This is a genomic window from Chryseobacterium sp. UNC8MFCol (genome assembly GCF_000482305.1).
GTDB lineage: Bacteria > Bacteroidota > Bacteroidia > Flavobacteriales > Weeksellaceae > Chryseobacterium > Chryseobacterium indologenes.
The window spans coordinates 61,756-77,607 of the sequence record NZ_AXUZ01000019.1 but is presented as its reverse complement, the minus strand read 5'-3'; the positions used below and the strand labels follow the sequence as shown (position 1 = coordinate 77,607).

14 protein-coding genes are annotated in these 15,852 nt (G+C 37.2%); 8 read left to right on the top strand and 6 right to left on the bottom strand.

The features are described from left to right. Positions 1 to 36: 36 nt before the first annotated feature. The 6 genes from paaC to M030_RS0113395 all read right to left on the bottom strand — a co-directional run bounded on the left by paaC (position 37) and on the right by M030_RS0113395 (position 5,423). Complete coding sequence (gene paaC, locus M030_RS0113420) at positions 37 to 786, bottom strand: 1,2-phenylacetyl-CoA epoxidase subunit PaaC (protein WP_027373981.1); 750 nt, start codon at positions 784 to 786, stop codon at positions 37 to 39. Between the two features lie 90 nt (positions 787 to 876). Further along, positions 877 to 1,158: a 1,2-phenylacetyl-CoA epoxidase subunit PaaB gene (gene paaB, locus M030_RS0113415; protein WP_027373980.1), complete on the bottom strand. Its 282-nt coding sequence runs from the start codon at positions 1,156 to 1,158 to the stop codon at positions 877 to 879. Positions 1,159 to 1,269: 111 nt separating this feature from the next. Beyond that, on the bottom strand, positions 1,270 to 2,208 hold the full coding sequence (gene paaA / locus M030_RS0113410; RefSeq protein ID WP_027373979.1) for a 1,2-phenylacetyl-CoA epoxidase subunit PaaA: 939 nt from the start codon (positions 2,206 to 2,208) through the stop codon (positions 1,270 to 1,272). A 76-nt stretch (positions 2,209 to 2,284) separates the two neighbouring features. Continuing rightward, a complete protein-coding gene (locus M030_RS0113405; protein WP_027373978.1) occupies positions 2,285 to 3,370 on the bottom strand; it encodes a 2Fe-2S iron-sulfur cluster-binding protein in 1,086 nt (361 codons plus the stop codon). Beyond that, a complete protein-coding gene (locus M030_RS0113400; protein WP_027373977.1) occupies positions 3,370 to 4,686 on the bottom strand; it encodes a phenylacetate--CoA ligase family protein in 1,317 nt (438 codons plus the stop codon). Before M030_RS0113400 ends, M030_RS0113405 begins: the two co-directional genes overlap by 1 nt. Before the next feature lie 158 nt (positions 4,687 to 4,844). Continuing rightward, on the bottom strand, positions 4,845 to 5,423 hold the full coding sequence (locus M030_RS0113395) for a TetR/AcrR family transcriptional regulator (RefSeq protein ID WP_027373976.1): 579 nt from the start codon (positions 5,421 to 5,423) through the stop codon (positions 4,845 to 4,847). Positions 5,424 to 5,815: 392 nt separating this feature from the next. Here M030_RS0113395 and clpB point away from each other — a divergent pair, with 392 nt between their 5' ends. The 8 genes from clpB to M030_RS0113350 all read left to right on the top strand — a co-directional run bounded on the left by clpB (position 5,816) and on the right by M030_RS0113350 (position 15,851). Next, positions 5,816 to 8,410 carry an ATP-dependent chaperone ClpB gene (gene clpB / locus M030_RS0113390; protein WP_027373975.1) on the top strand — a complete coding sequence of 865 codons (2,595 nt, stop codon included), beginning with the start codon at positions 5,816 to 5,818 and terminating at the stop codon, positions 8,408 to 8,410. A 147-nt stretch (positions 8,411 to 8,557) separates the two neighbouring features. Next, positions 8,558 to 8,707, top strand: coding sequence for a hypothetical protein (locus tag M030_RS25550; protein WP_155860252.1), 150 nt, complete (start codon positions 8,558 to 8,560; stop codon positions 8,705 to 8,707). Positions 8,708 to 9,082: 375 nt separating this feature from the next. Then, entirely contained in the window at positions 9,083 to 9,436 is a 354-nt protein-coding gene (locus M030_RS24130) for a hypothetical protein (RefSeq protein WP_228375237.1), read from the top strand. A gap of 562 nt (positions 9,437 to 9,998) precedes the next feature. Next, on the top strand, positions 9,999 to 10,874 hold the full coding sequence (locus M030_RS0113375; RefSeq protein ID WP_228375235.1) for a sensor histidine kinase: 876 nt from the start codon (positions 9,999 to 10,001) through the stop codon (positions 10,872 to 10,874). Then, positions 10,871 to 11,512 carry a response regulator transcription factor gene (locus M030_RS0113370; RefSeq protein ID WP_027373972.1) on the top strand — a complete coding sequence of 214 codons (642 nt, stop codon included), beginning with the start codon at positions 10,871 to 10,873 and terminating at the stop codon, positions 11,510 to 11,512. Before M030_RS0113375 ends, M030_RS0113370 begins: the two co-directional genes overlap by 4 nt. Positions 11,513 to 11,963: 451 nt before the next feature. Next, positions 11,964 to 12,971 (top strand): zinc metalloprotease, encoded by a 1,008-nt coding sequence (locus tag M030_RS0113360; protein WP_027373971.1) that lies wholly within the window; start codon positions 11,964 to 11,966, stop codon positions 12,969 to 12,971. A gap of 362 nt (positions 12,972 to 13,333) precedes the next feature. Then, a complete protein-coding gene (locus tag M030_RS0113355) occupies positions 13,334 to 14,332 on the top strand; it encodes a zinc metalloprotease (protein ID WP_027373970.1) in 999 nt (332 codons plus the stop codon). 133 nt (positions 14,333 to 14,465) lie between these two features. Next, complete coding sequence (locus M030_RS0113350; RefSeq protein ID WP_027373969.1) at positions 14,466 to 15,851, top strand: phosphatase PAP2 family protein; 1,386 nt, start codon at positions 14,466 to 14,468, stop codon at positions 15,849 to 15,851. Position 15,852 lies beyond the last annotated feature (1 nt).

Here is a 15,852-nt window from a genome sequence, read left to right as displayed (position 1 = left end):
TTAAATTAACTCATATTCAAATTGTCTCATTATTTTTTACCAGGTACATCCCGGATATGCCCTCTGCATATATTGAAGTTCGCAAAGAATATATCCGAAGTATTCTGTGTGATATCCTGTTCTGGATTTCGGCTGCATAAACGGATTCGTTGGATATTCTAATCCAAAGCTTTGGAAATCTTTTTCTGTTATGGCAACGAACTCTTTGTACAAGTCATCGACATTGGGAACGATATTCAGGACAACAAGATCATCCTCACCTTCTGATTTGGCAAAAAGGCCTTTGGTGTATTCCCAGATATTTTCAATTGCATTCTCTAAACGTGTACGGCTTTCTTCTGTTCCCTGGGCAAAGATTTTCATCCACGAAGAAGTATGGGTATAGTGATACCTTACCTCTTTTAACGATTTCTGTGCAATTGCAGAAAGTTCTTCATCCGCAGAGCTTGATAATGCTTCATACATTAATTTCTGATAGACAGAAAAGACGTATGTTTTAAGGATGGTCTGTGCATAATCTTCATTGGGAAGCTCTGTCCAGTGGGCGTTGATATATTCATGCTCGTATCTTAAGAAGGCAATATCATCTTCACTTTTACCATTGTCTATAAGCCGTGACGCATAGACGTAAAAGTTATTAGCCTGGCCCAGCTCATCCAAAGCAATATTGGTTAATGCAATGTCTTCCTCAAGATATGGTCCCTGTCCACACCATTCGGATAGTCTCTGGCCCATAATGAAGCTGTCATCAGCTAATTTCAGTAAATAATTATATAGTGCGTTCATTGTTGAGTAGATTTCAGACTTCAGATTTCAGATTTCAGATCGACAAAAAAGTCTAGTATCTGAGATCTCATATCTTACAATCTTGATTAATTACATATTTTTCACATCGTTTGGAATCTCGTAGAAAGTCGGGTGACGATATAATTTGTCGTCAGCCGGATCAAAGAAAGCTTCTTTATCCACACCTTCAGAAGTCACGATATATTTGCTTGGAACTACCCAAACCGAAGTTCCTTCTTTTCTTCTTGTATAAACGTCTCTTGCGTTTTGTAAAGCCATTTCTGCTGTTGGGGCCTGTACAACTCCAACATGTTTGTGAGATAATCCCGGTTTAGTCTGAATAAACACTTCCCACATATCTAAATTTGCCATAGTCAAATTAATTTAACAATGTATCAATGTACCAGTTTATCAATGGAATCTTCGCTTTGTTCGGAATGACCATTGATTGTTACATTGTTACATCGGTATATTGTTACATTATTATATTACTTCTTTTTGTTGTTTTTCTGCGTAAGCGATTGCTGCTTCTTTTACCCAGGAGTTTTCTCTCTGAGCTTTTCTCTTCGTTTCGATACGTTTTTTATTTGCAGGGCCGTTTCCTTTTAAGATTTCCATGAATTCATCCCAGGGAAGTTCTCCGAAATCGTAATGCTGCCTTTCCTCATTCCATTTCAGGTCTTTATCAGGAATAGTTAATCCAAGGAATTCTGCCTGAGAAACGGTAACGTCGATAAACCTCTGGCGAAGACTGTCATTACTTTCCCTTTTCACCCTGTAATTCATAGAGATTTTAGAGTTTGGAGAGCTGTCATCATTCGGTCCGAACATCATCAGTGCCGGCCACCAGAAACGGTTTAATGAAGCCTGAGCCATTTCTTTCTGTTGTTTGGTCCCACGGCAAAGAGCCATCAGAATTTCATACCCTTGTCTTTGGTGGAAAGATTCTTCTTTACAAATCTTCACCATAGCTCTTGAATAAGGTCCATAGGAATTCCCCATTAACATTACCTGGTTCATAATTGCCGCACCGTCAACCAACCAACCGATAGCTCCGATATCAGCCCAGCTTAACGTCGGATAATTGAATATACTCGAGTATTTTGCTTTTCCTTCCAGCATATCTTCGTAGGTGGCATCCCTGTCTGCCCTGATACTTCCGTCTCCTAAAGTTTCTGTTGCAGAGTAAAGATATAAACCATGCCCGGCTTCATCCTGAACTTTTGCCAAAAGCGCCATTTTTCTTCTCAACGAAGGAGCTCTTGAAATCCAGTTGGCCTCGGGCAGCATTCCCACAATTTCAGAATGGGCATGCTGTGAGATCTGACGAACCAACAGCTTTCTGTAATCATCAGGCATTACATCTTTTGGTTCTACTTTATTTTCGTCATGTACGTATTGTACAAATTTTTCTAGGTCCATTTTTTTGTTTTTTTGTAAAATGTAAAAAGTATTAATGTAGTTATGATTACCATTTACATTCAATCGTTACTACAAATTAAACATCATAATTAAGCATCACCACATTCGTTGTCGGGTGACATTGGCAGGTAAGAACGAAGCCTCTGGCTACTTCTTCTTCGGTAAGCGCATAGTTTTTCTCCATGAAAACTTCTCCTTCCAAAACCTGTGCTTTACACGTACAGCAAACACCTCCTTTGCATGCAAAAGGAACGGGAAGCTGGTCTTTCAATGCTTTATCTAAGATACTTTCTTTTTTAGAATTAAGGTGGAACGAATATTCATCATCATCGATAATCACCGTTACCATACTTTCAATATTCGCAATAGCCTTGAATTCATCACTCATTTCCTCCGTATTCTCTTCGTCAGGAGCCGTGAAATATTCAAATAAAACCTGAATAGCAGGTACTTTCTTATCTTTTTTCAGATAGTCCGCAATCCCTTTGATCATTTCTGAAGGCCCGCAAATAAAATAAGTGGCTTCTCTGATGTCAATATCAGTATACCTTTCAAACAACTGATCTAATTTCTCAGGAGAGATCCTTCCTTCAAAAACAGGATCTTCATGTTTCTCGCGGCTTACAAGGTATACAACTTTAAGTCTACCGTTGAATTGCTCTACCAGTTTATCAATTTCATTTTTTCTCAAAACATGATTCATACTTCTGTTGCTGTAGAACAGGTAAGCATTGCTGTCGGGCTCCTGATAAAGGCTTTCTTTAATATTAGACAAAACAGGGGTAATACCGCTTCCTGCCGCCAGACCAATGTACGTCTTCACATTGGTAGGATGATAAGAAGTATTGAAACCACCCATAGGAGGCATTACTTCTAACATTTCATCCATATGAAGATGCTCATTGAAATATCCTGATACCTTTCCGCCTTCCAGTAATTTCACCAACACTTCCAGTCTGTTACTTTTCTCACTGGGAGCGTTACAAATTGAGTAAGAACGTCTTTCTTCATTTCCGTTGATCATCATTCGGAAATTCAGGTATTGTCCTTGTTTGAATCTGAACTTATCTTTCAGTTCTTCAGGAATCTCTACGGCTACACTGACTGCATCCGGAGTATCTTTCTGAACTTTAACTGTTTTAAGTTTATAAAATGAATTCATTATTTTTTTAGTATTCTATTAATTTTTCCACCTTCGCACTTTGGCAAACTATCCTGAGCATGGACTTTCACTTTTGTAGTGATCCCTACTCTTTTCTTGATTTCGTTTTCTATGTTTTTTCCGAATTTTCCGACAAAATTAAAATAATCGTCGGTATTTGCTTTTATTTTTTGAGCATCTACAAGCTCATCATCAATTTCCACATCAATATCCAAAGCGACACACATATGTTCTTTTTCTATCGGAGTCAAATAATAATTGGGAACCACGCCTTTTATATGTGAAAAAGCATCTTCAATCTGACTCGGATACACATTTACTCCCCTTACAATCAGCATATCATCCGCTCTGCCAACAATAGGTCTCATTTTCACCATTGTTCTTTTGGCATTCTCATCATAATAAAGACTTGTAATATCATTTGTCCAGTAGCGTAAAAGCGGCATTGCTTTCTTGGTTAATGTTGTGATGACCAATACTCCTTCTTCTCCGAAAGGAACCGGTTCTTTTGTGACAGGGTCCAGAATTTCTGGATAAAAATGATCTTCCCAGATGTAAGCGCCTCCTTTTTCTTCAAAGTCCTCCATAGAAACTCCGGGGCCTATTATTTCACTCAAACCGTAAATATTTGTGGCATGAAGTCCCAGTCTTTCTTCAATATGGTTTCTTATGATTTCTGTCCATGGTTCTGAGCCCAATACGGCATACTTAAGACTGATTTCATCAGCAGATATTCCTCTTTTTGCAAATTCATCTGCTATCGTCAGTGCATAAGATGGAGAGCAGCAGATGACTTCAGGCCTAAAGTCTATAATCAGATCAACCTGTCTGGCAGTCATTCCTCCGGAAATAGGAAGAACACTCATTCCTAATTTTTCTGCACCGTAATGAAGGCCAAGACCTCCTGTGAAAATTCCATAGCCATATGCATTATGCAATTGCATTCCCGGTCTTGCACCGGCGGCATTCAAAGATCTGGCAACGACTTCGCTGAAAAGATCTACATCTTCTTTGGTATATCCTACTACTGTTGGCTTTCCTGTTGTTCCGCTTGAGCAGTGAATCCTTTGGAGTTCACTTTTAGGAACAGCAAATAACCCGAAAGGATAATGGTCCCTCAAATCCTGTTTGTACGTAATCGGAAGTTTAGTGATATCCTCAATCGACCTTATATCCTGTGGAGACATACCCAATTCATCAAATTTCCTTTTATAAAATTCCGACTTCTCTCCCAGGTAGCTGATCAAATTGATCAACCGGTCGGTTTGAAGCTGTCTCAACTGACCCAGCTCCAGATATTCAACTGAAAAATCCATAAAACTAACTAACATTTGTTAGGTGTAAATTTAAAAAGATTTTGGTACCTGACAAAATTTTTATGATTTTCGTCATATTTTGAATGATTCTAAATAATTAAAAATAGAATATATGCCGGACTAATGCTATTAGAAATACTTTTGCCGGAACGAATATATTATGCATTTCGATTGCCTAACAAACCAAAAAGAATCTTGTTTCTGATTTCCTCTGTAATCTCGTCGGTAGAATCGCTGCTTCTCTTAAACCAGAAATAAGAATTATTTAAAGTATGAAGAATAAATCGTGTAGTGAAGGAGGGAGATTTCAGTTCCCAGCCCTCTGCCTGGTAAATCTCTGAAATAAGCGCTTCTACTTCCTGCTGGTAGTTTTTTCTCAACTCTACAAACTCAGAAAGTCTTTCTTCCAGATGTTTCCATTCGTTGGAATAGATGTGGGTCACATCACGGTTTTTAAGAACAACAGAAAGGTGTTTATCCAGAAAAAGGTTCAGTTTATCTTTCGGACTGATATCGGTACTTTTTACTTCCTGAAGCTGATCGAAAAACTCCTGTGCAATGCCAAAACAGATCCATTCCAGAATTTCTTCCTTTGAACGGATGTGTGCATATAAAGAGGCAGCCTTAATATTAAGCTTTGTAGCCAGGTCTCTTACAGAGCTTCCCATATAACCTTTCTCTTTGAAAAGCTCTACGGCTACATCTAATATTTTCCTTTGTTTTTCTTTAAGTTCCATTTGTAAAAATGCAAAAGTAGTTATTCTGATTTAAAATGCTGTTTTTTTGAGGGTAAAAGAGAGGAAGTTTTAAAAGTTAGCTGTTTTCAAAAGGTTTTTCTGCTTTTTGAGATGACGATTTCATCCAGGTATGACTATTTGTTCACCGATTTCAGAGAAAAAATTAAAGAATCGGAAATTTTGTCAAGTTAATTTTACGTTAAATATACCAATTTCGGAAATTTTGTCCATATTTTTTGTAAATTTAATAATTGAACAGTTTTTGCGATACAGTCATCGATTAAATGATTAAATAATTGATGGCATTGAGAAACTGAGCCTCAGAATTTAGTTTCTTGATGTTATTTTAAACCTGAACTTACAAACGAATCATTACCAAAAATATATAAAATATGAACTTAAACCAATATACTGTAAAATCACAAGAAGCCATCCAGGCAGCTCAACAGGTCGCTATGGAATTAGGCAATCAAAGTATCGAACCTCAACATCTCCTTGAAGGAATTTTTCAGGTAGATGAAAATATATCACCTTTTCTACTAAAAAAATCTGAAGCAGATGCGAACTTAGTGAGAGAAAGAAACCGTGAAAATTTAGAAAGACTTCCTAAAGTACAAGGGGGAAATATTTATCTTTCACAATCAGCCAATAAAGTTTTACTGGATGCTCCCAATATCGCCAAGAAAATGGGTGATGAATATGTAACCATTGAGCATTTATGGCTATCCCTTTTAGAAACAAACTCAGAAGTATCTAAAATGCTCAAGGATATGGGCGTTACAAAAAGCCTGCTGGAAGGTGCCATTAAAGAACTAAGAAAAGGAAGCAAAGCTACTTCTGCCAGTTCGGAAGAGACTTATCAATCCTTGAATAAATATGCTAAAAACTTTAACGAATTAGCAGCTGAAGGAAAACTGGACCCTGTGATCGGACGTGATGAGGAGATCAGAAGAGTTCTCCAGATCCTTTCCCGAAGAACTAAAAACAACCCTATCCTTATCGGAGAACCGGGTGTTGGTAAAACGGCAATTGCTGAAGGAATTGCGCACAGAATTATCAGTGGCGACGTTCCCGAAAACCTCATGGATAAAACATTATTCTCGCTAGACATGGGAGCTTTGATCGCCGGAGCAAAATACAAAGGTGAATTTGAAGAGCGTTTAAAATCTGTTGTCAATGAAGTGATCAAATCAGACGGACAGATTATCCTTTTCATTGATGAGATCCATACGCTTGTAGGAGCCGGAGGCGGTGAAGGTGCCATGGATGCGGCAAACATTCTGAAACCTGCTTTAGCCAGAGGCGAATTAAGAGCTATCGGAGCTACTACCCTGAACGAGTACCAAAAGTATTTCGAAAAAGATAAAGCATTAGAAAGACGTTTCCAGAAAGTGATGGTGGAAGAGCCCGATACAGAATCTGCTATTTCGATCCTTCGTGGGATCAAAGATAAATATGAAGCCCACCACAAAGTAAGAATCAAAGATGAGGCGATCATTGCAGCAGTGGAAATGTCTCAAAGATATATTTCAGACCGCTTTTTACCAGATAAAGCGATTGACCTGATCGATGAGGCTTCCGCAAAATTAAGAATGGAAATCAATTCAAAACCGGAAGAGCTGGATGTTTTAGACAGAAGGTTGATGCAGCTGGAAATTGAATTGGCCGCTATTTCAAGAGAAGGTAACCAGACTAAAATCGACCATTTAAAAGAAGATATCGCTAAAATTTCTGAACAGAGAAATGAGATCAATGCAAAATGGCTGAAAGAAAAACAGAAAAGTGAAGATTTAACTCAGATAAAAAAAGAGATTGAATCCTTAAAACATGAAGCAGAAAGAGCTTCCAGAGCAGGAGATTATGCCAAAGTTGCAGAAATTCAGTATGGGAAACTGCGTGAAAAAGAGGATGAGCTTGCCAAAGTGGAGCTTGAAATGCAAAACCATCAGAATGAACTGATCAAGGAGGAAGTTACAGCAGAAAACATTTCTGAAGTCATCGCAAAATGGACAGGTATTCCGGTTACAAAACTATTACAGTCTGAAAGAGATAAATTATTGAATTTAGAGGCTGAGCTTCACCACAGAGTCGTAGGACAGGACGAAGCCATCCAGGCAGTAGCAGATGCAATCAGAAGAAACAGAGCCGGGCTGAGTGATGATAAGAAACCTATCGGATCATTCCTGTTCCTCGGAACAACCGGTGTGGGTAAAACCGAACTGGCAAAAGCACTGGCTGAATTTTTATTCGATGATGAAAACAATATGACCAGAATTGATATGAGTGAGTACCAAGAGCGTCATAGTGTTTCCAGATTGGTCGGAGCGCCTCCGGGATATGTAGGATATGATGAAGGTGGACAATTGACTGAAGCCGTAAGAAGAAGACCTTATTCTGTTGTGCTTCTTGATGAGATTGAAAAGGCACATCCTGATGTTTTCAACACCCTTTTACAGGTGCTGGATGACGGTCGTCTGACCGATAATAAAGGACGTGTCGTGAATTTTAAAAATTCAATCATCATCATGACCTCTAATTTAGGTTCACATCTGATCCAAGAGAATTTTGAAAACTTAACCGAGGAAAACCAGGATGAGATTGTGGATAAAACCAAAGAAGAAGTATTCGATTTATTGAAACAGACCTTACGCCCGGAATTCCTGAACAGAATTGATGAGATTGTGCTGTTCCAGCCTTTAAGAAAAAAAGAAATCGGAAAAATCGTTCAGTATCAGTTGAGAGGATTCAATGATCTATTGGCTAAACGAAATATTATCATGACCTTCACCCAGGATGCTGTAGATTATCTGATGGACAAAGGATATGATCCGGCTTTCGGAGCAAGACCTTTAAAAAGAGTAATCCAGCAGGAAGTCCTGAACAAACTTTCTAAAGAGATCCTTGCCGGAAATGTAAAAGACGGAGACAGAATCACATTGGATTACTTCGTAGAAACAGGTTTGGTTTTCAGACCTACCGAAAAATAAAATAGTTTTTTTTCATATACATTAATTTTTGTAAGTAAGTGCTGTAGAGAAACCTACAGCACTTATTTTTACCTATTTTGTCTATAAATGGTGAAATATGAGTATCTTTATCATACCGAACAAATTAATAACTAAAACAAAATCAACATGAAAAAGTTAAAAAGAAACGATTTAAAGAAAATCGAAGGGGGCGCAACCCAGATTATCAGTTGTGATATCAATATGATGTGTCCTCGGGGATTATGTTGCTCAACGGGCGATATCTGCAGAGACCCCAGAAAATACATGTGCATCTAAAAGTAAACGGAGATTTTTCTCCGTTTTTTATTTTTTATAGAATTATTTACTTTCGTCTTTTTGTAATATTATGATTGGCAATCCGTAAAAACACGGTAAAATTAATAGTATAATTCCCTATTTATTATTATACTTTATGATATAATTTTTTACGAAATTTGCGTATTGAAGAAATACTTTCCTTATAAATAATTAAGTTATGAATACAGAATTTAACAAAGATCCGTTACAACCAGGCACAATGTCCCACAGCCTGATTAAAGCTTTAATTGACAATTATCGTCAAATCATTTAGGCGCTATTAACGATAGACTGGAAATAAACGACGCCCACTCTATCTGGTTTGATCTTCCCAAGTTAAAAAATTTCATTACAATGATTGAAAATGAAGCTCGTAAAACAAAACCTGATTGCACAGATGAAGATCTTGGTGTAAGATTTTATTATGCCGCTTATCCAAAGGCTGAAAACTGGGACATTATGAGCTCTCATCCCGTACCTGAACAATATGCTGAAAAACATACACTTGTATTGATCCCTACTTTAAAAAAAGAAAATGAAGACGGAGAACTTCTTGATTATGATTTCAGTTCTCTAAGCGATGGCGATAATGATTCTATAGCTTTAGCATTAAATACCAATAGTCAAAATCAGCTTGTAGACATTACGATTGGTGAAAACAGTGGAACATTGATACCTCCATCACCTCTGGTGGGTACATCATATTAATTACCCTTCATATTCTTAAACACAGTATGACTGAAATTCAAAAAATTTTTTCGTCATTTATGTATTGGGGAGAGGCCTTTGCTGCTTTAATCTCCCTTATTTATTATAACCGTGTAAAAAAACAACCCTGGAAATACTTGGCGATCTACCTTATTATTATTTTTCTATGTGAATCAGCTGTAAAGTGGGGAGAAAAGCCGCTCAAAATAGACAGAATAAATTTCTACAACTATTTTGTGATTCCACTTCAGTTCATATTTTTTTATTGGCTTTATGCAAAAGAATCCTTAAAGAAAGCAAAACTGTTCTATATCTTGACGGGCATATATGTGTTAACATATGTACTCAGAGCACTCTTTTTTCCGGAAAAGAAGACAATATTTTCTTTCAATTACAATATAGGTTGCCTGCTCTTAATGGCACTTGTTATTATGGAATATTATAAACAGGTCAATTCATCTGAAATTCTTAATTTCAGCAAAAACAAAATGTTTTATATTAACTTGGGGGTAACACTTTTTTATATTGCCAACCAGCCATTTATGACCTTTAATTCGCTTCTATGGAAGTATATAGAAATCTGGGATATTTATTTTATATACTTCCAGGTTTCAGGAGCAGTTATGTATATTTTATTTGCAAGTTCATTCATATGGGGAAAACAGAGCTCTTAATCACCATTATTTCGTTCAACATCTTTTTCTTGATGTTTGTAATCGCCGTATTTATCTATATCCGGAATTACAGGCAGCGAAAAAAAGAATATCTGAATGAAATTGAGATGAAAAATGAACTTCATCAAAGAGAACTTCTTTCGACTCAACTCGAAATCCAGCAGGCCACGATGCAGCAGATTGGCCGCGAACTTCATGACAATATCGGTCAGAAACTTACTCTCGTAAGTCTTTATGTTCAACAAATGCTTTATGAGAATAAAGCTCCGGAGGCCAGCGAAAGGATAGACCAGGTTTCACAAATTATCAACCAGTCATTACAGGATCTCAGGAGCCTTTCAAAAACACTGACGGATGATAATATCAACCAAAAGGAAATTGTAACTTTGATTCAGGAAGAAGTTGATAATACCAATACATTTAAAAAATGTGTGGTAAGCTTTGAACACAACGCCAACCAATTCGACCTGGGTTTTGTCCATAAAAACGTACTTCTTAGAATTACACAGGAATTTATTCAGAATAGTATAAAACATGCTTATTGCAAAAATATTTTCATTACTCTGAATACGTCCGAGGACATTCTATGGGAACTTATAATACGTGATGACGGAATAGGGTTTGACAAATCCCAAACCGAATCCAACGGAATAGGTTTAACAAACATGAAAAACAGAGCCGAGATTATAGGAGCAGAATTCCGTCTTGAAAGTGAAAAAAATATCGGAACCCGCATTAATATTACCTTAAAAAAACAATCATGAAAAAATCAATTGTCATTGTTGACGACCATATACTTATCGCAAAAGCACTGGAAGGCATTATTGGTAATTTTAACGAATTTGAGGTAATCTATGTCTGCGAAAACGGAAAGGACCTTATCCAGAAACTCGGAGATGGTAACCCCATCCCGGACATTATACTTTTAGATATCAGCATGCCTATTATGGATGGTTTCGAAACGGCTGTATGGCTGACAAAAAATCATCCTGACATCAAAATCATGGCACTTAGCATGCAGGGAGATGATAACAGTGTCATCAAAATGATCAGAAGCGGAGCCAAAGGATATTTGTTAAAAAACACCCATCCAAAAGACCTGGAAACAGCACTTACAAGGCTCAATACGGATGGATTCTTTTATCCTGAATGGGCTTCAAAAATTATATTTTCCAACCTTAATAAAGATAAACAAACAGAAACTACGATAAGAATTTCTGAACGGGAAAAAGAATTCCTCAAATACACTGTTACCGAGCTTAGTTATAAAGAAATTGCAGACAAAATGTGTTGTAGTCCCAGAACTGTAGAAAGCTACCGTGATCAGCTGTGTGAAAAACTGGAATTAAAAACCCGTGTAGGACTAGCTGTTTTCGCCATTAAAAACGGTTTTGCAGGCTAACCCAACATATCTACAGTACAATTTTTAATAATGTAAAGAGATCTTTTATGTTATGAATTATTTGGATATTCTGATAACCTGTCATTATGTACGTTTTGATAAGATCAAAAGTAAAAACAGGTAAATCCATCCATTATCCGGGTGGATTTCCTTATGCTGAAAATCCGTACAGGAATATTCATACTGACAAATCTGGACCTTTAATAATGATATGAAGACTAACGAATTACACTATAACACATTAAAAAGTAAAAATAATTTTACAAAATAAAAATAATACAAAATAAAAATAATCAAATTCTAATTTTTAACTAAAATACAAGTAAAGCCACTAATCAATAAATAATATTTAACAAAACAGGCTTAACATAGTAAATAATTAAACAATTAATCGATTTATTTGCATATTAATTTAAAATGATATAATTTCACATCCTTAACAAAAAAGGATATGAAAAAATTACTATTTGGAGCTATCGCTCTAGGCATGATGTCCGCGTGTACCAATGACAACATGTCCAATCAAAATGAAACTTCAGCAAACCCAGCTGCTTCTTCCCCTACCACTGCTCTGCAAAGAAGTTGTCTTTCAGAAGAAATCAGGCAAGAGGCTTTACAAAAAAGCCCTGAACTGAGACAACGATATGCAGAATTGGAAGCCAATACAGAAAGATTTGCAAAAAATGCCGAACTTGGAAAAGTTCTGACAGACGGAAGTGTCGAAATTCCGGTGGTAGTCAATATATTATACAGCAATGCCGCAGAAAATCTATCTGATGCCAGAATCGCTGAGCAGATTGATGTATTAAATGCTGACTACAGCGGAACAAATACTGATGTTACCAACATACCGGCAGAATTTCAGTCGGTAAAGGCGGGAGACGTTAAAATCAAATTCAGATTAGCGAATACAGTTCGTAAAGCAACCACTCAAACGAGCTGGGTAAAAGATACTATGAAAAAATCTGCTAACGGAGGAATAGATGCCACAAGCCCTTCCAATTATTTAAATATATGGATTGTCGGAAAAGTTGTAAGCAGTGATGGCCGAACCATTCTGGGCTACGCTACCTTCCCGGAATCTGCAGGATTATGGAATGACGGGGTTGTTATTCCGGCTCCATATTTTGGTAAGACAGGAGCAGCAGCCAATTTTAACCTTGGAAGAACTGCCACTCACGAAGTAGGACATTATCTGAATTTAAGGCATATCTGGGGAGATGCCAAATGTGGAGATGATCTTGTAGCTGATACACCAACACAAACTTCTGAAAATTATGATACGCCTACTTATCCGTTATACAATCGTTGCAGTGGTAAAAACAGATCTGTAATGTTTATGAATTATATGGATTATGTAAACGATGCAGCAATGTTTATGTTTTCTGCAGGGCAGAAGACAAGAATGCAATCTGTAGTTTCAGCTTCCGGATCAAGAGCGGGGCTGAGAGTCTACTAAAAATATTTTATTTTATTTTCTGTAAATCCTTCCTGTCTTATGGGGAGGATTTTTTATTTGCTCAGACAGTAGATTTATCATGATCAACATAAACTTTATCTGCATAAGAAGATATTTATTAATACAAAATTTTCTTTGAATTTTATATTTTATAATATTTTTTACTCTAAAAATATACTTTTAAATAAAAGATATAAATACAAATTTATAAAATGAATAAAAAACACTTTAAACTTAAATAACTTACGATAATATCAGTATTGAAGCGAAATAAATGATAATTATTAAATAAAATATAAAATTATTTGCACATCACATTAATTTGAATTAATTTCACAATCCCAACCAAAAAAATAATATTTATGAAAAGAGTTCTCTTAGGAGCAGGGATTATATTCCTTAGCTCTTGTAACAACGACACGAATTCTGTAAATGATCCAACAGCAGCAGAAGCTCCTACAACACAGGTAGCAGGTAAAAGAGTATGCCCTTCAGATGCTATGAGGGAAGAAATTTTACTAAAAGATCCAAGTGCAAGAGCCAGGGTAGAGGCCATAGAACAGTACACCGAAAAACGTCTTAGCGATATTAAGGTAGGTAAAGTTTTAGCAGACGGCACCGTAGAAATTCCGGTGGTATTCAACGTGGTATACAACACGAGCAGTGAAAATGTATCCGATGCGCGTCTACAGTCACAGATTGATGTTTTGAATAGGGATTTTGGAGCAACCAATTCAGACATCAACAATACACCCGCTGAATTTGTACCTGTAAAAGCAGGAGATACCAAGATAAGATTCAGATTGGCAAAAACTGTCAGAAAGCAAAGCAGCACCACTATCTGGAATCCGGATGAGAATAAAATGAAATCTGCTACTACGGGAATTGCAGCTACTTCTCCTGACAACTACCTGAATATATGGATTGTTAATAACATGACTGACGGAACTCTTGGATATGCTTATTATCCGGGAACCATCACTGCTTCTTTGGACGGAGTCGTTATCGGAGCCCCATATATAGGAACCGGCTCAGGAACAGCTGCTCCTTATAACCTGGGAAGAACAACCACACACGAGGTTGGGCATTACTTAAATCTTCCACATCTTTGGGGATCCAGTAATACAGGTTGTCAGACAGATTACTCCAATGACACTCCTGCTTCCCCTGGCCCGAACTTCGGTGTTCCGACCTATCCTTTAAACAGAGTCTGTGGCGGGGTAAGCCGTTCACAAATCTTCATGAATTATATGGATTATGTAGACGATAAAGTAATGCACATGTTTACAGCCAACCAAAAACAAAGAATGCAGGCCGTAGTTTCTGCTTCCGGTCCCAGATCCGGTTTAAGACTTTATTAATACTGTATCACAATCTACAGATTTGTTAATATTATTAAAAAAAATCACTTATTTCACTAAAAAAAGTCTATCTCTAGTACTGAGATAGATTTTTTTTATAATTTTGCGTCGTTAAAAATCAGGGACCCTAACGATGAAAAAAATAGTAATAGCAACAGGCCTATTATTGAACCTATGTTGCTATCAGGCACAAGATACCGTACAATCCAGAAATCTTCAGAAAGACCTTGCTCTCATAAGCGCAGATAGTACCCAGCAGATTAAAACTCCTTTTTTCAAGAAAGAATGGGTAAAAAAATCTGTAGCCCCTGCTATTCTTTTTACTGCAGCAGCAGCGACCTGGGGAGAGAAAGAAAATATTCGGGAAGTCCGCAATCGTTACCTTCCTACTTTTAAGGCAAAATATGATGACTATCTTCAATACGCTCCTGCAGCAGCTGTTTACGGATTAAAATTAGCCGGTGTAAAAGGCCGGAATAACCTGGGAAGAGCAACGCTTTCTTATGTAACCAGTTTAGCTATCATGGGGATTTTAGTCAATTCCATCAAATACACGGCAAAAGTTGAGCGTCCTGACGGTTCTAAAAATAATTCATTTCCATCAGGTCATACCGCAATGGCGTTTACTAATGCAAGCTTTTTACACAAAGAATATGGTATGGTAAACCCTGGATACAGCATCGCAGGATACGGAAGTGCTGCCCTTACCGGACTTGGCCGTAACCTGAATAACAGGCATTGGATTCCTGATGTTCTGGCAGGTGCCGGAATCGGAATCTTATCTACGGAATTAGGCTATTTTTTTATCGATAAAATATATAAGAACAAAGGAGACAATCTAAGTCTTTTATCAAGGATACAGGGGAATGACTATCCTTCCTTCCTGTCTATTAAACTGGGATCAGCCCTTGCTACAACCAACTTCCTGAAAGAATCTGATCTGGATGATAAAAAACAGATCGGTTTTGAAGGTGGATTAGAAGGGGCATATTTCTTTTCAAAAAAATGGGGTATAGGTGGAGACATCAGTTTCAGCAGCTTCCCGATCAAACCATTAAAAGCTACTTTAGATGACGGAGAAGATTTTGGAGATTACAGCATCATTACTCAGTCATTAGGTTTTCTTGGTGCCGGCGCAGGCCCTTACTACTCTCATGAATTTTCGGATAAATGGCAGCTTACCTTAAAAGCAACTGCCGGCTATTCTGCCACCTCAAGTGGTAAAGTTTTTATAAAGAGTGATAATATAGACACTCCTACTCATGAGCTTGAAATTGCAAGATACAAACCCAAGCCTGCTTTCCGCTGGAATACCGGAGCTTCCTTAAGCTATAAATTCAATCCGGGATTGGGAGTCACTTTATATTCTGATTACAATGAGATCAAATCTTCTATACGGTATTATTTCAGTGATACCATTGAGTCTAGTGATGACCTGAACGATCAGTTAAATAATATGACTGCCAAAGAGAAAATCAATTATTTCACCCTTGGATTAAGACTTACCGCTTATTTTTAAA

Excerpts from the sequence above, each read along its gene's own strand:
- paaC (WP_027373981.1), bottom strand. The coding sequence starts at position 786 with ATGAACGCACTATATAATTATTTACTGAAATTAGCTGATGACAGCTTC.
- paaB (WP_027373980.1), bottom strand. The coding sequence starts at position 1,158 with ATGGCAAATTTAGATATGTGGGAAGTGTTTATTCAGACTAAACCGGGA.
- paaA (WP_027373979.1), bottom strand. The coding sequence starts at position 2,208 with ATGGACCTAGAAAAATTTGTACAATACGTACATGACGAAAATAAAGTA.
- M030_RS0113405 (WP_027373978.1), bottom strand. The coding sequence starts at position 3,370 with ATGAATTCATTTTATAAACTTAAAACAGTTAAAGTTCAGAAAGATACT.
- M030_RS0113400 (WP_027373977.1), bottom strand. The coding sequence starts at position 4,686 with ATGGATTTTTCAGTTGAATATCTGGAGCTGGGTCAGTTGAGACAGCTT.
- M030_RS0113395 (WP_027373976.1), bottom strand. The coding sequence starts at position 5,423 with ATGGAACTTAAAGAAAAACAAAGGAAAATATTAGATGTAGCCGTAGAG.
- clpB (WP_027373975.1), top strand. The coding sequence starts at position 5,816 with ATGAACTTAAACCAATATACTGTAAAATCACAAGAAGCCATCCAGGCA.
- M030_RS25550 (WP_155860252.1), top strand. The coding sequence starts at position 8,558 with ATGAAAAAGTTAAAAAGAAACGATTTAAAGAAAATCGAAGGGGGCGCA.
- M030_RS24130 (WP_228375237.1), top strand. The coding sequence starts at position 9,083 with ATGATTGAAAATGAAGCTCGTAAAACAAAACCTGATTGCACAGATGAA.
- M030_RS0113375 (WP_228375235.1), top strand. The coding sequence starts at position 9,999 with ATGGAAGTATATAGAAATCTGGGATATTTATTTTATATACTTCCAGGT.
- M030_RS0113370 (WP_027373972.1), top strand. The coding sequence starts at position 10,871 with ATGAAAAAATCAATTGTCATTGTTGACGACCATATACTTATCGCAAAA.
- M030_RS0113360 (WP_027373971.1), top strand. The coding sequence starts at position 11,964 with ATGAAAAAATTACTATTTGGAGCTATCGCTCTAGGCATGATGTCCGCG.
- M030_RS0113355 (WP_027373970.1), top strand. The coding sequence starts at position 13,334 with ATGAAAAGAGTTCTCTTAGGAGCAGGGATTATATTCCTTAGCTCTTGT.
- M030_RS0113350 (WP_027373969.1), top strand. The coding sequence starts at position 14,466 with ATGAAAAAAATAGTAATAGCAACAGGCCTATTATTGAACCTATGTTGC.